Annotated in this window: 16 protein-coding genes; 7 read left to right on the top strand and 9 right to left on the bottom strand. The window is 43.6% G+C overall.

Features of this window, described 5'->3' with window-relative positions:
* Positions 1–16 precede the first annotated feature (16 nt).
* Positions 17–511 (bottom strand): hypothetical protein, encoded by a 495-nt coding sequence (locus tag B4K26_RS06515; protein WP_296244278.1) that lies wholly within the window; start codon positions 509–511, stop codon positions 17–19.
* A 133-nt stretch (positions 512–644) separates the two neighbouring features.
* A complete protein-coding gene (locus B4K26_RS06520) occupies positions 645–3,614 on the bottom strand; it encodes a valine--tRNA ligase (protein ID WP_296244280.1) in 2,970 nt (989 codons plus the stop codon).
* Positions 3,615–3,864: 250 nt separating this feature from the next.
* Here B4K26_RS06520 and B4K26_RS06525 point away from each other — a divergent pair, with 250 nt between their 5' ends.
* Positions 3,865–4,995: a formate/nitrite transporter family protein gene (locus B4K26_RS06525; RefSeq protein ID WP_296244282.1), complete on the top strand. Its 1,131-nt coding sequence runs from the start codon at positions 3,865–3,867 to the stop codon at positions 4,993–4,995.
* Positions 4,996–5,280: 285 nt separating this feature from the next.
* Here the strand turns inward: B4K26_RS06525 and B4K26_RS06530 are convergent, their stop codons facing one another.
* From B4K26_RS06530 to B4K26_RS06555, 6 genes are all read right to left on the bottom strand, one after another.
* Entirely contained in the window at positions 5,281–6,204 is a 924-nt protein-coding gene (locus B4K26_RS06530) for a bile acid:sodium symporter family protein (protein ID WP_296244283.1), read from the bottom strand.
* A gap of 401 nt (positions 6,205–6,605) precedes the next feature.
* On the bottom strand, positions 6,606–7,094 hold the full coding sequence (locus B4K26_RS06535; protein ID WP_296244284.1) for a YbjQ family protein: 489 nt from the start codon (positions 7,092–7,094) through the stop codon (positions 6,606–6,608).
* A gap of 48 nt (positions 7,095–7,142) precedes the next feature.
* Complete coding sequence (locus B4K26_RS06540; protein WP_296244285.1) at positions 7,143–7,613, bottom strand: YbjQ family protein; 471 nt, start codon at positions 7,611–7,613, stop codon at positions 7,143–7,145.
* Positions 7,614–7,704: 91 nt separating this feature from the next.
* The gene (locus B4K26_RS06545; RefSeq protein WP_296244286.1) at positions 7,705–8,262 is read right to left on the bottom strand and encodes a YecA family protein; all 558 of its coding nucleotides are present in this window, start codon (positions 8,260–8,262) and stop codon (positions 7,705–7,707) included.
* Positions 8,263–8,608: 346 nt separating this feature from the next.
* Positions 8,609–8,845 carry a PA3496 family putative envelope integrity protein gene (locus B4K26_RS06550; protein ID WP_068403618.1) on the bottom strand — a complete coding sequence of 79 codons (237 nt, stop codon included), beginning with the start codon at positions 8,843–8,845 and terminating at the stop codon, positions 8,609–8,611.
* Between the two features lie 188 nt (positions 8,846–9,033).
* Positions 9,034–10,539, bottom strand: a complete 1,506-nt coding sequence (locus tag B4K26_RS06555) for a hypothetical protein (RefSeq protein ID WP_296244287.1) — start codon at positions 10,537–10,539, stop codon at positions 9,034–9,036.
* Between the two features lie 474 nt (positions 10,540–11,013).
* Here B4K26_RS06555 and serB point away from each other — a divergent pair, with 474 nt between their 5' ends.
* From serB to hemJ, 6 genes are all read left to right on the top strand, one after another.
* The gene (gene serB, locus B4K26_RS06560) at positions 11,014–12,201 is read left to right on the top strand and encodes a phosphoserine phosphatase SerB (protein WP_296244288.1); all 1,188 of its coding nucleotides are present in this window, start codon (positions 11,014–11,016) and stop codon (positions 12,199–12,201) included.
* Between the two features lie 138 nt (positions 12,202–12,339).
* Positions 12,340–13,350, top strand: coding sequence for a DUF368 domain-containing protein (locus B4K26_RS06565; RefSeq protein ID WP_296244290.1), 1,011 nt, complete (start codon positions 12,340–12,342; stop codon positions 13,348–13,350).
* 226 nt (positions 13,351–13,576) lie between these two features.
* Positions 13,577–13,966 carry an AciT family ciprofloxacin tolerance protein gene (gene aciT / locus B4K26_RS06570; protein ID WP_296244292.1) on the top strand — a complete coding sequence of 130 codons (390 nt, stop codon included), beginning with the start codon at positions 13,577–13,579 and terminating at the stop codon, positions 13,964–13,966.
* A gap of 185 nt (positions 13,967–14,151) precedes the next feature.
* The gene (locus B4K26_RS06575; RefSeq protein WP_296244294.1) at positions 14,152–14,658 is read left to right on the top strand and encodes a hypothetical protein; all 507 of its coding nucleotides are present in this window, start codon (positions 14,152–14,154) and stop codon (positions 14,656–14,658) included.
* Between the two features lie 210 nt (positions 14,659–14,868).
* The gene (gene bioB / locus B4K26_RS06580) at positions 14,869–15,990 is read left to right on the top strand and encodes a biotin synthase BioB (RefSeq protein WP_296244295.1); all 1,122 of its coding nucleotides are present in this window, start codon (positions 14,869–14,871) and stop codon (positions 15,988–15,990) included.
* Between the two features lie 115 nt (positions 15,991–16,105).
* The gene (hemJ, locus tag B4K26_RS06585; protein ID WP_296244297.1) at positions 16,106–16,540 is read left to right on the top strand and encodes a protoporphyrinogen oxidase HemJ; all 435 of its coding nucleotides are present in this window, start codon (positions 16,106–16,108) and stop codon (positions 16,538–16,540) included.
* 122 nt (positions 16,541–16,662) lie between these two features.
* On the opposite strand, the gene B4K26_RS06590 is transcribed toward hemJ, so the two are convergent.
* Entirely contained in the window at positions 16,663–17,505 is an 843-nt protein-coding gene (locus B4K26_RS06590) for a hypothetical protein (protein ID WP_296244298.1), read from the bottom strand.
* Positions 17,506–17,564 lie beyond the last annotated feature (59 nt).

Consider the following 17,564-nt stretch of genomic DNA (forward strand, 5'->3'; position numbering starts at 1 on the left):
TTTTAGGTGGGCTTGACTATATCCAATCTTCATCTGACTTATATTTTAGTCTTGATAAATCTCTATACTGGAAATCATAAGCTGACTCTCCACCATAGAATATTGGCTCCCTAAGAAATACACCTTGCTGAAACGGATTAAATTCCTGAACTAATTGATTTTTTTCATCTAGTTTAAACATGTCCTCTACAGCAGGGTTCATTGACTCATGAAGCTCATGAAGCAGACTTTCTGTTTTGTTAATATACTTCTCAATTTCATCATGATGAGGTACTGTCAAATCTAGCGTGCTTAGACATGCTAATCCAATTAAAGTAGATATCTCAGTTCTTAAAAGTCGATTATCTCCATACTGTTTTAATATATCTTCTTTACGAACCTCGTCATTGACACTTATGACATTATCTCTAAAACAAAAATATGCAATCGCATGTAGATAACCTTTGGAATTACATAGTTTAGCAAGGTCAGCAAAAATTTCTGCTTCGCTTCTCATAATTTTATTATTCATCTTAATTCTCTCTTAATATATGATTAAATTTAATGAGATGACATTAGCAGAAATTCAAACTACTGACCAAATTTAAATCAATTATAAAAAAAGCCACCTAATTAGGTGGCTTTTCATGTCTAAGTTAAAAACATTACAACGCCTTCAACTGCTCCATTTGCGCTGTCATCGCGGTCAACTGCCCTTCTAGCTCCGCCAGTTTAGCCTTCTCAGCATCGACTACTTCTACAGGCGCTTTACTGATGAAGCCTTCATTACCTAGCTTACGGGCGATCCCTTCGGCTTGACCTTTCAACTTATCATATGACTTACCTAAACGAGCCAGCTCAGCCGTTGGGTCAATCAGACCTTTCATCGGTACGAGTACACGTAGCTGACCAACCATACTTGATGATGACAGTGGCACTTCATCACCTTCTTTGACGATCTCTAAGCTCTCGACTTTGGCAAGCGCTTTAAACTGGTTTTTGATACGTGATAGGCGCGCATCTTCATCAGCAGAGATATTTTGTAGTAGCACTGGCAAGCGTACCGCATTACCCAATTTCATCTCACCACGGATATTACGAACGCTCGCGATAAGCTCTTGTAGCCACTCCATATCGGCTTCAGTTTGCTCACTGATTTGGGCAGTATCGGTTTGTGGATAGTCAGCAACGACGATGCTATCAGTGTTTTTACGACCCAGTAGCGGCGCAACCGTCTGCCAGATTTGCTCGGTCAGATATGGCATGATTGGATGGCTAAAGCGTAGCGCAGTCTCAAGCACATGCAGCAGCACATAGCGGATTTGCGCTTTACGCTCGCTCGATACCGAATCGTCATTGAGGCTGGCTTTGGCAAGCTCAACATACCAATCGCAGTATTCATTCCAGATAAATTCATAGATATCGTGGCTGACCATATCGAGACGATATTGGGTAAAATGCTGATGGATATTGCTAATCGTCGAGTTTAGGCGACTCATAATCCATTTTTCTGGTAATTCCCAAACGTCAGGATTGGCGCTCTGGTCGATTGGTAGCGCCTTCCCTTTCCCATCATCAGAGCTGTCAACACAGTTCATGAGTACAAAGCGGCTGGCGTTCCAGATTTTATTACAGAAGTTACGATAACCTTCGACACGTTTTAGATCAAAGTTGATGTCACGGCCAGTACTAGCAAGGGAGGTAAAGGTAAAGCGCAGCGCATCGGTGCCATAAGCAGGAATACCTTCAGGGAACTCTTTTCGGGTTTGCTTCTCAATCTTCGCCGCATCTTTTGGATTCATCATATTGCTGGTACGTTTTTCAACCAGCGTCTCCAAGTCAATACCATCGATCAAATCGATAGGATCTAAGACGTTACCCTTAGATTTGGACATTTTCTGACCGTTACCATCACGAACCAGACCATGCACATAAACGGTCTTAAACGGTACTTGCGGCGTGCCGTCTTCGTTTTTCACGAAGTGCATGGTCATCATGATCATGCGAGCAACCCAAAAGAAAATAATGTCAAAACCGGTGACCAAGACGCTGGTCGGGTGAAAGGTTTCAAGCACGCGTGGATCAGCGTTAGGGTCGGCCCAATCAAGCGTACTAAACGTCCAAAGACCTGAGCTAAACCACGTATCAAGTACGTCATCGTCTTGGCGCAGTTTGACGTCGTCGCTTAGATTGTATTTGGTGCGAACTTCGGCTTCATCACGGGCAACATAAATCTCGCCGGTCGCGTCGTCATACCACGCAGGGATACGATGACCCCACCATAACTGACGGCTGATACACCAATCTTGTAAGTCAGTCATCCATGCCATATACATGTTTTTATATTGCGCAGGGACGAATTCAATTCGTCCATCCTCTACTGCATCAATCGCTGGTTTGGCAAGTTTATTTACTGCCACGTACCATTGGTCGGTCAACCACGGCTCAACGATCGTACCGCCACGCTCAGCACGTGGCGCTTTTAGCGCATAGTCTTCGATATCTTCTAGCCAGCCTTGCCCGCCTGCTTGCGCCACTAAAAACTTACGCGCGGCAAAACGCTCAAGTCCAGCGTATTCACTTGGTGTTGTCTCAAGCTCTGGCTCACGCGTTTGCAGATCCGGATAAACTTCCATCGCAGGTAAGATATTGGCGCGCTCATCAAGTATGTTGATAAGGGGCAAGTTATGACGACGACCAAGCTCATAGTCATTAAAGTCATGGGCTGGGGTGATTTTAACGACGCCGGTACCAAAGTCTTTTTCGACATAGTCATCAGCAACGATAGGTACGACGCGATTAGTAATGGGCAAGGTAATGGTTTTACCAATCAAATGCGTATAACGCTCATCGCTTGGATTGACTGCGACGGCGGTATCACCCAATAAAGTCTCAGGGCGTGTGGTCGCGACGACCAGATAGTTTTTGCCGTCTTGAGTCAGCAAGTCTTTGTCAGTGAAATGATAGCGAAAATGCCATAGGCTGCCTTTTTCATCGACGTTTTCTACTTCTAAATCAGACAGCGCCGTTTGGAACTTTGGATCCCAGTTGACCAGACGCTTACCACGATAAATAAGTCCATCATCGAACAGACGTACGAACACTTCTTTGACCGCATTAGACAGACCATCATCCATGGTAAAGCGCTCTCGCGACCAATCGACCGAGCTACCTAGGCGACGGATTTGGCTAGTGATATTACCGCCCGACTCTTCTTTCCACTCCCACACTTTATCGACGAAATCTTCACGAGTCATGTCACGGCGCTTGAGTCCTTGCGCCTCCAAACGACGTTCAACCACCATTTGGGTGGCGATACCCGCATGATCGGTGCCCGGTTGCCAAAGCGTATTATCACCATCCATACGGTGATAACGCGTTAGCGCATCCATAATCGCATTGTTAAAACCGTGGCCCATATGCAATGAACCGGTGACGTTTGGCGGCGGCAAGGCAATCGAAAATGACTCGTCTTTATCAAAACTTGGCTTAAAATAACCGCTTTCTTCCCAGCCTTGATACATGCCCGCTTCGACATCGCTTGGATTGTAGGCGTTCTCTAACTGGCTTAATGCGGATTGAATAGATTCGGTTAAGTTGGTTTTAGTATTAGTAGGGGCGTCAGAATTACTCATAATAGAATGGTCTTTTATTAAAAGGAAAGTAGTCAAACAAATATAACGAAAAATAGGGAAGATAATTAGTAGAGTAATTTTAACGCAGATGACCAGATTTTGTTAGATGCTAAGGTAATTTATCAGGATTGAATAGCGGAAACGGTCAATTTACAACAGTAATCGGCTGAACACTCAACACAATAAACGCTGCTCTTACGATAGAATAGAAAAAGACCTAAATTATCATCAGATAAACAGCGAGCTGACTGTGTCCAAAGATACCGAGCATAACAATAACAATAGCAATCACTCTAAAGCTGACAAAAGAGACGATAAGCGCTCTATTGATGATGGCACTTATCATAAAGACAATGCCGCAAAATACAATGCTGAAGACAACAACGTTAAAAAGCAGGACGCTAAAGATAAAGAAGACAGCGACACTGATGCGACAGAAAACTTAGAAGATGAAGATTTCTCTGACGATATTAGCGAAGAAGACAAAGAAACCATTAAAAAAGTTGCCAATGATGATAATTTAAGCCAAGCAAAAAGCTATGCCAGTATCTTGGTTGAGCAAGTGATGGACGCCAAAGAAACTTTTGAGCGCTCGCTTGGGTCGCTATTTACCAGTGCCTTTACCGCTGGACTTGAGATTGGCATCAGCTTTTTTATGATTTTAGCAGCATTTGCCCTTCTCAGTGACGTGCTACCCAGTCATTATGCCATCGTCCTTGCCTCTCTACTTTATCCGATTGGTTTCATTATTGTGGTCATCGGTCAATCGCTATTATTTACCGAACAAACCTCTCTTTTAAGCCTTCCTGTACTTAATAAAATCGAACCGTTACATAAGTTGCTACGCCTTTGGGGCATTGTCATCGCCGGTAACGTCGTTGGTGGCTGTTTATTTGCCGCTTTGATGATCGGACTAGGTTTAAATATGCAGCTGTTTAGCGTCAGTGACATCGATGCCTATGCCGAGCATATCTTAGGGTTTAGGTGGTGGGTGATATTTGGTAGCGCCATCTTGGCAGGTTGGATGATGGGTGTCACCGCGTGGCTTGTGACATCAGCACGCGACACCCTTAGCCGCATCGTTTTGGTAACGTTGATTACTGGCAGTATTGGCTTTTTAGGATTACATCATAGTATCGTCGGTAATATTGAGATATTTTCTGCTTTGCTTTATGGCAATACTGTCAGCTTAGGACGATATTTACTGTTTTTGATAGTGATATTAGTAGGAAATACCATTGGTGGTGTGGTGTTTGTCGCGGTACTGAAAAATCGAACATTCTTATTTGATATTGCCAAAGCAAAAGAAGAAACCGCAAAAGATAAAGCAGATGAAGAAAACAATATAAACAGCCGTATAAACACTCGCCGTCCTTATTAAAAATAATCTGTTATACCGTTTTAACGCGTCTTTTTAAACGCAACGCCCCTGTCCTATAACAGATTTTAAGCATTTAAACCTGTTGTGGGATTTTATGAACAAGTGATATATAGTAAATTCCATTTAGAAATGTTATAGAACTGCTGGAATAAATTTTTCGAAGCCTCTGGAGTGCGAAGCACACAGCAAGCGAGGAAAATTTATTCCAGCAGAGCGCTATTTTAAATGAACCACTTTTATATTGAATTGGCTATAGATGCTTAAAGTCTGTCTAAATCATTAGCGTTAAAGCATGCGCGCGGCTAACACACTGCTTTCTATTTCAGACTTTCTCAGTTTATTATGCCGTGCGCTAAATATGCGTACCAAAATCCCTGCCGTTAAGAACATTACCAAGGTATAAATGGCGGGCATCATCGACATGTTGTAGTTAGATAACAGCGTCAATGCCATAAATATCGACAAGGTGCTGTTTTGTAGCCCGACTTCTAGCGTCACCGAAGTTCTTTGTGCCAAGTTCAGACCAAACCATTTACTACTATAATAACCAAGCGCCATGGTTGAAAGGTTCAATAACACTGATACGGGACCAGTGGCGATAAAAGCATCGACAATGATGTCTCTTTGCACATAGCTCAAAAACAGTACCAAAAATGTTAAGAAGATCACCCCAAATCGAGACACATACACTTGTGAGCGATCGGCGACTGTTGGCGCGTAACGTTTAATCAGCATACCAATACTAATAGGAATAATCGTCAGCACCACCAAGGTAAGTACGGTTTTTAATACCGGTAACTCAAACTCACTTCGGCTGCCCATAAAATAAATCAATGAAAAGCTCAGCACAATGGGAATGGTAAATACCGTGATAACGCTCGCAATCGCGGTCATCGTCACCGAAAGCGCCACATCGCCTTTGGCTAAATAAGTAAATAAGTTTGACGTGGTGCCGCCCGGACATAAGACTAGAAGCATAACCCCAACGGCATACTCTGGGCGTAGTGGCATAATATTAGCTAAAGCAAAGCCAATTATCGGCAACAGTATCAATTGATTGGTCAAGCCAATACCGACGGCTTTTGGGAATTTTAACACGCGCTTAAAATCATTGGTGACGAGGGTCAATCCCATGCCCATCATAATGAAAAATAGACAAATGGGAATAATAACTGAGTTTACTAAAGTGACTAGTGCCAAACTTTCCATAATGACATCCCTGTAGATAAGACCCATTGCTAGGCCAATTTATAATGATCGATTGATGCCTGATTAGCACTCCTTGCTAATACTGGTTAATACCCGCTCGTACTTAGAATTAACGGACATCACTCGTTTTTTATACTATTGCTGTTATGGCTTTTTATGAGAGAATTTATAGCATAATGTGGTTAACCGTCGCTAATGAGTAACAAACGATAGAGAGAGTATATAGCGCAAAAGTCATATACATTTGTTTTATTCAACGACTCATCAGTCAAGTACAGAAGGCAGGGATTGAACAGAAATAAAAAGGGCTTTAGTCAGGGTAAATAAGGGAATTCACGAGAGGTTTTATAAGTGGTGTGAAGTTAGATAAATAGCTTTTGAATGGTTCTGGTTAAATGATTTTAAAGGATTAAGGCTTTATTAGAATCTTCACGACTATGGACGGCTGTACCGTAAGCAATGGCTTCGACCATACTGCCCAATTGATTGATATTACTGACTTCAAACCGAACGCCATAGATATGGTTATAGCCTTTCGCCTGTGCTTGGGTGCGCATGCGTACCATTGCTTCACGCCGAGCGCGATCTAGCAAGGTTTCATAAGTGGTGAGGTTTTTACCAAAGATGCTTAAAACGCGGGCAATGACCATTTTAAAATAATCTTGCGCAATCACCACGCTGCCCAAGACCAACTCACCTTCAGTATGAGCCGCAAGTTTAGGAACATAAAAGCGCTCCGTCGATACAACAATATGACCAAGCTCTTTTTCTGCGATTTTCAATTGTGCCAAGTGCTGACGCTCATGCCGTGAGCCAAAAAACCAGCCGACTACAAACAACACCAGAAGCGGCGCGTAGTTGATGAGCATTTGGGTGAGAGAATTATTCATGAACCGTCTCGAGCGTCAAAAAGCGTTACTGCTTTTTTTGCTGGTTAATTAACCAAAAGGATTGAAACGTGGCAAATCATCAGCGTTGGCGGTTGGGTTCTGCGGCGCTGCTTGGTCATGATTTTGCAAACCCGTAGGACCAGAAGGATTGCTTGGCGGTTGATGAGATGACGGCGAAGAGATGGACTGCTGCGGCATGGGCACGGCTTTAACCGCGGTACCATAGACAAACAGCTCAGAAGCGCCTTGGGCAATGCTCGAAGTCGAAAACCGCAGACCTACCACGGCATCAGCACCTAAGGCTTCTGCTTTGATGACCATACGATCGATCGCTTCTTGGCGTGACTCTTCTAGCAGCTCAGTGTAGGCAGTCAGCTCACCACCAACGATGTTTTTGAGTCCAGCAAACAAGTCTTTACCCACATGTTTTGAGCGCACAGTGCTGCCATACACGACGTCTAAGCGCTCGGTAATCTGATAGTTGGGTAAGTGCTCAAGATTGGAAAGTTGCACAGTCATGGTACAGCCTTATCGTTGACTTATATGGGTTCAATGAACATTTATGGTTTCAATGAATAATAAACAATCAATATTGTTGAAACAAACCCTGCTAGTCATTGGTATGAAACAATAAAAACAGCTCGGTCAAATTGCCTTCGATGCTATTGGCCATTTGCGCCATTTTATCTTCATCAGCGCGCATTTCGGCAAGCTCAGGATCTTCATCATCGATACCGCTTAGCACAATCATGGGTAAGGTTAAGACCGCCACATCTTCTGCCGTTTCTTCATCTTCAAACCAATCACTGGCTTCATCGCCATACATCGCATCGACAAAACCAATCGACCAAGCAACAATATCAGACTCTTCTGAAAAATCGACCGCCACTTCTTCATCACCCGCATCTTCACCAAAGGGTAGCTCAATCGGCGTTTCATTTTTTAGCTCAGCCATGATTGAGTCGCGCCAGCGCTGAATACCGTCAATCACGTTTTCAGGAATGTCACTGGTATGGCCTTCAAACAGTGCATCTAGCCAATTTGGCAACGGACGACCAATAACTGTCGCGGTCAAGAAACCATGCGTGGCAACACTATCAAGCACAAACGGGCTGTTATCATTGTCCAAATAGTCTAATAATTCATCAAAACTGAGTGGGTTATTCATAGTGTGGAGTCCTTGGCAGATAGATTACGTCAGACGCAATAAATAAGGGATGTCATATAAGAGAACAGGAAGTCTTAGGATAAAGATAAAAAGGGGTTAAAACTGTCTCAACTGGGAAAGTCAGTCCGAAACACTTTTATAAAACGGGCAGCTTAAAAAACGCTGATTGCCTCATCACCTTTAACAACCCAATGTTATCAAAAACCCTGACAATCAGCTTAGCACAATACACACGATATGATGATGGTTAATCCGTTTAACAAGTTAACAACTTTTGGCTAACAATCAGCAATTTTATCTACTTCGCTTCGTTATTAAGCGATAACATTAAAGCGAAAATGACGACTTAAATATCGTCATCATCCCAGTCATCGCCATCTTCATCAAAATTATCGATGTCATCAAGATCGTCTTTGAGCTCTTTTTCTAAACGTTTTTCTTCTAACAAATTATCAATTAAGCGACGTTTCTCAAGGCTACTTAAGCGTGTACGCACACTGGTTTCGGCCTCTTCCACCATCTTGGCATCGTCATCATCGACAAAATCATCATCAAAATCGTCATCAATATCAGCGTCACTCATGACAAACTCCTATTATTTTTCAGCAAGGGTATTAAAAATACATAAATATATATATGCCTTATAAAGTCTCTACCTAGCGTTGTCAATCCTTTTTATCACTATGACAACGTTATACAAAAAGCTAATAAGCACACAAGCCACTATCGTACAGGCAATTGTAGAGATTCATATAAATTTAAAGTGGCAATTTACCCCTGCTCTTCTGTCTCTTCAATCATCAATACTGCATTACGCACATCTGCCAGACGTTGAATCATGGCGTCATTACCGCCATCAAATATCGCACATTCGCGCTCATAAACGGTCGTCGGGCGCATAACACTTTGGAGTTGAACATGATGATTGATTTGTTTAATCCCTGCATTGGGTAACAAAATAAGCATTTGCTCTTTTTTACCGACGCTCTCTAATAGATGACTCATCGCCTCGACTTGCGCATTGTCGCTGACGCCAGCTTTTGCTGGCAGGGCAAATCTTGATAATTCGATATGCTTATCGTGAATGATTTTATTGAGCATGAGATACAGCTTACCGAGCATCACCCCTGCTAAGGCAACTTTGGCGTGGCTATTGTCTGCTTTTAGCATGACATAAGCACCACTTTCATCAAAGCGTGGCTCATTGATCGTGCTCACCCCAAGCAATAAAGGCTGCTTAAGTAACTCAGTGACCGCTTGATTTAATAGCTGGGTACACAATGCCAAATAAGGCAGGCGCTGAGATGGCGCCAGGCGCTCGAGCATATTAAATTCGTCGTGAAAGACAATCTGCACGCTGACACTATCAAATGGGCGGGTGGCGGACAATCGCGCTGCACTATTAGATTTATGGCTACCATTTTTGCCGTTAGCATTAGCAGCGGTCACTTCGTCGTGGAGGCCGTCTGCGCCATCATTACTCTTATCGTTTTCAGTTGTGTCATGCGTCGCATCAAGCTCAGCATTTTGACCTTGCTGCCCTCTAACGTACTGATTTACCGCACTATGAATATCCAGTTTTCGTGGTAGATCCAATTTATCGGTATTTGGATTGCGGTTGGTAGCATTTGCCGCTCCATTAGCGGCGCTAGCAAAAACTGCTGAACCAGATTCTATTTCATCACCACGCTCAAGGTTGCGCTCAAATTCACGCTCATAACCGCGCTGGTCGAGTTGTCTATAGTGCTCGCGATGCAGGTCTTGAATGTCACGGCTTAGCGCATTGATTTGCTCTCTGGTTGGTCGCGCAATATAACCATAAATCAGCCAAAGCAATAAATGCAGCAGCATTGAGCCGATCACAAACGGCCATTGCATGGCAATAATTTCACCCTTGCTAATGTCTTTTAGCGTCAAGGCCACACTGCCGATGACTGCATCGCCTTTGGTGGCGATTTGGTTAATTGTATCGCCTTGTTGCATCGGCGCATTACCAACTGGCACCAAGACATCGCCATTATTGTCTTTAATCAGTATACGGGCCACATCCTGCTCGCTGGTATAACGATTGGCAATGACACTTAAGCTGACGCGGTCTTTATTTTCTAAAGACAAGCGCGCCTCATCGATGAGCTGGGTGACCATTTGCTCGCCCTTTTGGGCACGGCTATTGCTCAGCTGCTGATCGGTACTGATGACCAATAGTAGAGTCTGCAAACAAAAACTAACCAGAATAATAATGGCAAACAACCCTTGCCGCGGCGCTAAATACGTCATGATATGGTAAACTTTTTTGGATAAATGGAATGAAAAAAACGAGGCTATGGCTCATTTTCTGGAAGAGTATGCAGTTATTAATTTGACTATCTGTTTTTCTTTACTTCATTTACTACCACAGCACTTAATAAATAGTATTTGAACAATATAGTATTTAAATAAATAGCACTTAAGCAAATACCATTTGTGGCACCTTGCCATCGTACAGGAGATTTGTTGTGCAAGTATGTTTGGCTCACGCATTTATCGACAAATCCCCCGCTTATTTTCTCTACTATATCACCATAGTAAGCGTTATGGCGTTAGCAAAAACCATAAATTTATTGTAATAATTTTCGTTTATGCGGCGGCGATATTTGGTCATGATAAGCGTTTTTGTCAGCCTGTGAGACTTTGTACCTCATCTATAGGCGCTGCCCAGTAAAGCTGTTATTATTCCTAATCTTATATCAGCATACAAGGGACAATTGAGCGATGCAAAAAAATACATCTTACTCGTTACCAAAAGACAGCAAAGCCTGGCAACAAGCCGTCGATTCTGTAGCTTCATTATTGCCTGCGGGTACGAATCTGCAAGATTTTGATGCGCTGCAATCCTTGCCCGTTTTTGCATTGATTGTGGTATTGCCTACGCATGTATCTTCGCTCGACATCCATCAATATGTGCAGTCATGGGCCGATGAGCAGCCAAACTGGCATCTGGTCACCGTCGCAGAAGATGCTGACGCCAATTTTATCGATATTGAGATTGCTGATATAGACACCACACAGCCATTTGCCAAGCGCTCATTTATTGATGTGCAAGTTTATCGCTATTTGTTGGTACCCGTTACTGATACTTTGATGCATCCCGCTAAAAAGACGGCAGCGGCGCACATTATTGATGATCAATTGACGACGCGTTTACGTCACGAATTAACTGAAGATTATAAAAACTCGCAAAGCACCATGAGTAGCGATAGCCTAGATATCGTCGACTGTCATATCTTGTCAGTCGGTCACATGTTACGTACCCATAAACTGGCCTGTTTTGATATGGATTCGACGTTGATTGAACAAGAAGTCATCGTTGAGTTGGCAAAAACCGCTGGCATTGGCGAGCAAGTCGAAGCCATTACCGAAGCGGCGATGCGTGGTGAGATAGATTTTGATGAATCTTTTGCCCAGCGCGTGGCGTTATTAAAAGGCATATCGACCGATGTGCTTGATGATATTTGCAGCCGTTTAACCTTATCTGCAGGCGCGCTTACTACTATCAGCGCCCTTAAAGCTCTGGGTTATCATACAGTTCTAGTCTCAGGCGGCTTTACCTATTTTGCTCGTTATATTGCCGAACAATTAGGCATTGATGAAGTCTATGCCAATGCGTTAGATATCGAAGACGGCGAGGTCACCGGACACGTGCAACTACCTATTGTCAATGGCGCCAAAAAAGCAGCGATTGCTGAACATACCGCCGAGCGCTTGGGTATTCATATGTCGCAAGTGGTTTGCGTCGGCGATGGTGCCAATGATTTGCCAATGATGGCACTAGCGGATTTGGGCGTGGCGTTTAATGCCAAACCCATCGTGCAAGCACGTGCAGACGCTGCCGTCAATGTTACAGGGCTTGAAGGCGTGCTTTATGCGCTTGGCTATCCCGCTTTTGCTCGCACTAAATAACGCTTAACCATTCTAAAAAATTAGCTAGGTTAAGGATTTGTCTTTAGCCTAGCTTTTATGGTTGAAGCTTTTTTATATCTACATCTCTTTTACCCTATTCATCTTACTTTTATCTTGTTAAATAAAAAAGGACTGTCCATGACGGCATCACAATCACCGCGGCCAGATGCGCCGTCATCTTCCACTCCTCTAGATAATGCGTCTTTATCCCAAGAAAGCACCCCTATTTATAATGACAGCCCAAAGCAGCTATTTGGCGTCTATGCCAAAGGCATTGCCATGGGCGCGGCGGACATTGTTCCCGGTGTTTCTGGCGGCACGATTGCCCTAATTGCAGGGATTTACGAGCGCCTGATTAATGCCTTGAGTAGCGTAGGGCCCAATCTTTGGCAAATATTTCGTCAACAAGGCGGGCTTAAAGGCTTGGTCGCCGTATGGAAGCAAGTCGATGCCACTTTTTTAGTGTGCCTGTTACTTGGCATCGCCACCAGTTTTGCTACGTTAGCTGGATTCATTAAGCACCTACTCGACCATCAACCTTTACTGATTTGGTCATTCTTTTTTGGTTTGGTGGTAGCCACCGTCTTTATCTTATTAACTGAAATTACACGTTGGAATATAGGACGTGTCGTATTATTTTTATTGGGAGCTGGTAGCGCGGTCGTCATCAGTAGCTTGCCGTTATTGACCACCGCGCCAAGTTTGCCTTATTTGTTTCTTGCGGGCGCGATTGCCATTTGTGCGATGATATTACCCGGAATTTCAGGCTCATTTATTCTATTGTTGATGGGCGCCTATAATTCGGTACTCGAAGCTGTCCATACGCTGAACTTTAGTATTATTTTTACCGTTATTGCTGGTATGGCAACGGGATTATTATTATTTACGCGTATGCTCAAATGGTTGTTATCACGCTATTATCAAGCAACGCTCGCTTTGTTAACAGGTTTTATCGCCGGTTCGCTGGTGAAAGTTTGGCCATGGAAAACCGATGCGCTAGGAACGTTGAATAGCGCTGCTATCAGTAACGTCATGCCATGGCAATATCCTACTGGCGCTCATTGGCTGACGACTTTAAGCTTGATGCTGTTAGGCGCTGTTTTGGTCACGGCCTTATCATGGTGGGGGCGCCGCGGCGTTCGTCCTTAAAGCTAAATCTACGTTAAAAAATACATTAAGTCCAAAAAAGCGCCTACGATTGAGGCGCTTTTTTATTTGCTTAAAAAACGAAAATTACGCAGGGTTTTTTGAATATGATTTAAAAAAACCAAACGTCAGCGGTTGTCGCAAAGTCGTCGCTTCCCTCTTTAGCTTTAGGTCGCAAACTTCCATAATGACCCTGTTGGAATTCACCTGATAAAGAGCGAGATGAACAATGTTATTAACGATATTTTCTACTTTTACGAGTGAGACATGGAGCACAGGCGCCATTCTGGGTACTGGCATGCTGATGGGATTGGTGCTGGCACTTGTTTTATCGTCGCAGCGCTGGCTACTGTGGTATTTACTCGGTGGCATGGGGTATTGGTTAGCTGTTGAAACAATCCACAGTTTATTAACGCATTGGCTTGTATTGTCAGAGTGGCACAATTACGTGACTGCTATAGGTATCAGTTGGCTACCTTTAAGCGTTTGGGTGCTCTATCGAGCGCTGCGTTACGAAGACGTCAGTCGTACCGTCCATAAACAGCGTCAGCTTCATGCTGCCCGCTACATCGAACATACGCCTGTTTATGATGATGACTATCAGCCGCGCTTTCAGTAGCTCAGTGAGTTTGTCCCAACCGCAGTCCCGTCATCGAATGTTACAAGATACTTAAGGCACTCTACGTAACTCCTAAAGAATGGAAACTTATCATTCGTTCAATCGTTTATAATCTAATTATATATTTGTCTTAAAAATTGTTATAAAGTACGCATTATTTTGCGTCCCATTCTTAGGAGTTGATTATGTTTACTGTTCCTGTATTAGATATTAAGTCTGATCCGTTAGATGTTTTATTGGCGGTGATTGGTTATCGTTTGTCGATGCTCGCAGATAGTGATGATGAAGATGTCAAAGCGCTGTTTGCTGATCGTAAAGTCATTATCGAGCTTGCCAGCACTGAGGCGGATATTGCGCGCTATTATAGCTTTGATAACGGTCAATTTAGTCAACATAGCGGTCATGCCAAAGACGCTGATTTGACGATTAACTTCAAAGATTCAATGAGGGGCGTGAAGCTATTGACCAAAGGCAGTCTTCCTGCTTTTATGACTGCTGTGCAAGAAGGCAATCTAAGTATCGAGGGCGACTATAGCCTTATGATGTGGTTTAACAAGCTTGCTAAACACATCGTACCAGCCGTTCCTGAACAGTACAAACCTTATGTTCAGCAAGCCAAACCTTATGCTTATAAAGCGCAGCAGTTTGCCAATCATTGGATCGGTGTTGCTAAGCATAAATTGGGTAAATAATTAAGTAAGTGACCCAGTCAAGTAACTGATGGTTATCTACAGCCAGATGATTATTTAACAGACTCTGATTTTCTAAAAAGGTTGCGTTATACTATAGCGCAGCCTTTTTTTATTGTAGTTTCTCTTGATAACCCTATCAAAATAAAAGAACGATAACTTACGTATCTCTTCTACGTTCTTACCTAATACCCTAGTAAAAGGAATTATATTATGTCAGCACTGCTCAATATTACAGAGCCTAGCGCCACTCATAACGACGACTTTTTAGCAACCTTGGCAACTGACGCGGCTAAAAACCAAGAAAAAAAATACAGCCGTGAACAGATTGCTCAGTTGTTTGATTTGCCATTGATGGACTTATTGCTGCATGCGCAAACGATACACCGCCAACACTTTACCGCGAATGAAGTACAAATCAGCACCTTACTGTCAATAAAGACGGGTAACTGCCCAGAAGACTGCGGTTATTGCTCGCAATCTGGTCATCACCGCGATACTACTAAGCTACAAGCAGAAAAACGTATCGAAGTTGATAAAGTCCTTGCCGCCGCCAAACGTGCCAAGGCCACAGGCTCATCGCGTTTTTGTATGGGAGCGGCGTGGAAACACCCAAGTGCCAAAGATATGCCTTACGTGGTTGAGCTGGTCAAAGAAGTCAAAGCGTTGGGGCTTGAAACCTGCATGACCCTTGGTATGTTAGATACGCAGCAAGCGGCACAATTAGCAGATGCAGGATTGGATTATTACAATCATAATCTCGATACCTCGAGAAGTTACTATGAGCAAGTGGTCAGTACGCGCAGTTATGATGAGCGCCTAGATACCATTGCAAACGTACGCAACTCAGGTATCAATGTTTGTAGCGGTAACATTGTTGGCATGGGTGAAAGCCGTGATGACCGCATTGACTGGGTCCATGAACTGCTGAAAATGCCCAAAGCGCCCGAGTCGATTCCGGTCAATCTGCTGGTGCCCATTCAAGGTACACCCATCGGCGACAAAGTTTTAGCAGAAGGACAACTGCCCGTCCTTGAATGGATACGGACCATTGCTGTAACGCGTATTTGCTGTCCAAGTAGCTATGTGCGCTTATCTGCTGGACGCGAAAGCTTATCTGATGCTGAGCAAGCGCTGGCATTTATGGCAGGGGCAAATTCGTTCTTTTATGGTGATAAGCTTTTGACTACCGGTAATGCCAGCCAATCAGGTGATGATAGACTGATGCGCGAGCTTGGCTTAACCAAGCAATTTGCGGCGCCACGAGCCCCAAAGCAAGTGTCTGTCATGGACGCCATGAGCGGTCATCAATCGCAAGTCGTCTTAGCAGAGTAGTTGAAGTGTGTGCCGCTACCATTATCGCGTCATCTGCGCTAGACCTGGCGACATTATTGAGCATTGTGCATCATTAAGCCTTGTATATAAATATTAAAAAGTAAGAGAGAGTAAGATGGCAGACTATTTTAATTGGATTAAAGCGGCACACATTATTTCTATGGTGTGCTGGTTTGCGGCGATATTTTATTTACCGCGCTTATTTGTTTATCATGCAATGAGCGACGATAGCATCAGCCATGAGCGCTTTGCTATTATGGAGCGCAAGCTCTATCGCGGTATCATGACGCCATCGATGATAGCCACTTGGATATTTGGTTTATGGATGCTGGGGTTGGGCTGGGATGTTTATAAAATCCAAGGCTGGCTACACGCAAAGCTATTATTAGTGGTACTGTTGTCTGGTTATCATGGCGCCTGCGGATTTTATCGTAAAAAGCTCATTGATAACCCGCATTATAAATCGCATAAATTTTGGCGCTGGTTTAACGAAGTACCGGTATTTGCGTTGATATTTATCGTAATTTTAGTGGTGGTAAAACCCTTCTAAAAATCATGAATGGTAATGCTCATTTAATTTAAAAGTGTTCTTCGTCTTTATGCTGAGACCCATAAAAAAGCGTCCGTTACTCTAATAAGTAACGGACGCTTTTTTATATCTTGACAATCTAATTAAACGTTTGGGCGCATGATTTGATAAACATTGCTTAAATCATAAACACGATAGCGTGCAGGTTCACGGCGGTTTTCACCCGCATAGCTGAGTATCAATGCTTGCTTGGCACGCTCATCAACCCAGCCGACAAACAGCCCGCTATGCTCGACGCCATTGTAGCCATGATTGATATAATAGAGCCAATCGCCAACTTCAATCTCGCTGGTATTGGCGTAAGGACCCTGACCGTACGTACCTTTATGGATGGTATTACGAGTTACCCCTGCCCGGTTAAATACAGCATTTAAATAGTCCCAGCAGCCCCCTTTAATAATCGTACGCTCATTGAGCGCCATCTTTCGCGCGGTACTAATAACCTCACGCGCCGCTCGACTGCTTTGTGTTTCAGCATTGCTTAGTAAGGGTAAATATTCGCTGTCGACATTATCATAACTGCCGGATAAAAATGCGGGTAGAACGGACGGTGCTTGACGTTGTACTTCTGGATAGCGATAACCAGTCTGAGCATTACTGATATTTTGATTCGAATATGGGTTATTAGAATAACTGTTATTAGAAGCGCTATGAGTAGAATAACTTGGCTCTACACTGCCCGCATTTGAGCGAGAATCAGTAGCGTTGCCAGCACGTTGAATGGTAGAGCGCGTGGTGATTCTGGCTGAAGGAACAGCGGTATACGCTGGCGTATAACGGGCACTATAATCAGTCTGGGCAGACTTTTGCGCAATCAACGCGCTCATGCTATCGGCGTTTGCTTGGCTGACCGGAAAAATTGTAGCAAAGGTAAATAATAATGCACTGCATGACGTTGTGATTGACCAAAGGGACAAACGCGACATGGCTAACTCCTTGTCAACATATTGTTGATAACCTAGTCGGATTCATTCAGTATTAACAC

The sequence above is a fragment of the Psychrobacter sp. UBA6766 genome (assembly GCF_002453355.1).
Taxonomy (GTDB): Bacteria; Pseudomonadota; Gammaproteobacteria; order Pseudomonadales; family Moraxellaceae; genus Psychrobacter.

Bases quoted from the DNA above. Each gene is read 5' to 3' on its own strand.
- B4K26_RS06590 (WP_296244298.1), bottom strand. From the start codon at position 17,505: ATGTCGCGTTTGTCCCTTTGGTCAATCACAACGTCATGCAGTGCATTA.
- B4K26_RS06555 (WP_296244287.1), bottom strand. From the start codon at position 10,539: ATGACGTATTTAGCGCCGCGGCAAGGGTTGTTTGCCATTATTATTCTG.
- hemJ (WP_296244297.1), top strand. From the start codon at position 16,106: ATGGCAGACTATTTTAATTGGATTAAAGCGGCACACATTATTTCTATG.
- B4K26_RS06520 (WP_296244280.1), bottom strand. From the start codon at position 3,614: ATGAGTAATTCTGACGCCCCTACTAATACTAAAACCAACTTAACCGAA.
- B4K26_RS06545 (WP_296244286.1), bottom strand. From the start codon at position 8,262: ATGAATAACCCACTCAGTTTTGATGAATTATTAGACTATTTGGACAAT.
- B4K26_RS06515 (WP_296244278.1), bottom strand. From the start codon at position 511: ATGAATAATAAAATTATGAGAAGCGAAGCAGAAATTTTTGCTGACCTT.
- B4K26_RS06540 (WP_296244285.1), bottom strand. From the start codon at position 7,613: ATGACTGTGCAACTTTCCAATCTTGAGCACTTACCCAACTATCAGATT.
- B4K26_RS06550 (WP_068403618.1), bottom strand. From the start codon at position 8,845: ATGAGTGACGCTGATATTGATGACGATTTTGATGATGATTTTGTCGAT.
- bioB (WP_296244295.1), top strand. From the start codon at position 14,869: ATGTCAGCACTGCTCAATATTACAGAGCCTAGCGCCACTCATAACGAC.
- B4K26_RS06575 (WP_296244294.1), top strand. From the start codon at position 14,152: ATGTTTACTGTTCCTGTATTAGATATTAAGTCTGATCCGTTAGATGTT.
- B4K26_RS06530 (WP_296244283.1), bottom strand. From the start codon at position 6,204: ATGGAAAGTTTGGCACTAGTCACTTTAGTAAACTCAGTTATTATTCCC.
- aciT (WP_296244292.1), top strand. From the start codon at position 13,577: ATGTTATTAACGATATTTTCTACTTTTACGAGTGAGACATGGAGCACA.
- B4K26_RS06565 (WP_296244290.1), top strand. From the start codon at position 12,340: ATGACGGCATCACAATCACCGCGGCCAGATGCGCCGTCATCTTCCACT.
- B4K26_RS06535 (WP_296244284.1), bottom strand. From the start codon at position 7,094: ATGAATAATTCTCTCACCCAAATGCTCATCAACTACGCGCCGCTTCTG.
- serB (WP_296244288.1), top strand. From the start codon at position 11,014: ATGCAAAAAAATACATCTTACTCGTTACCAAAAGACAGCAAAGCCTGG.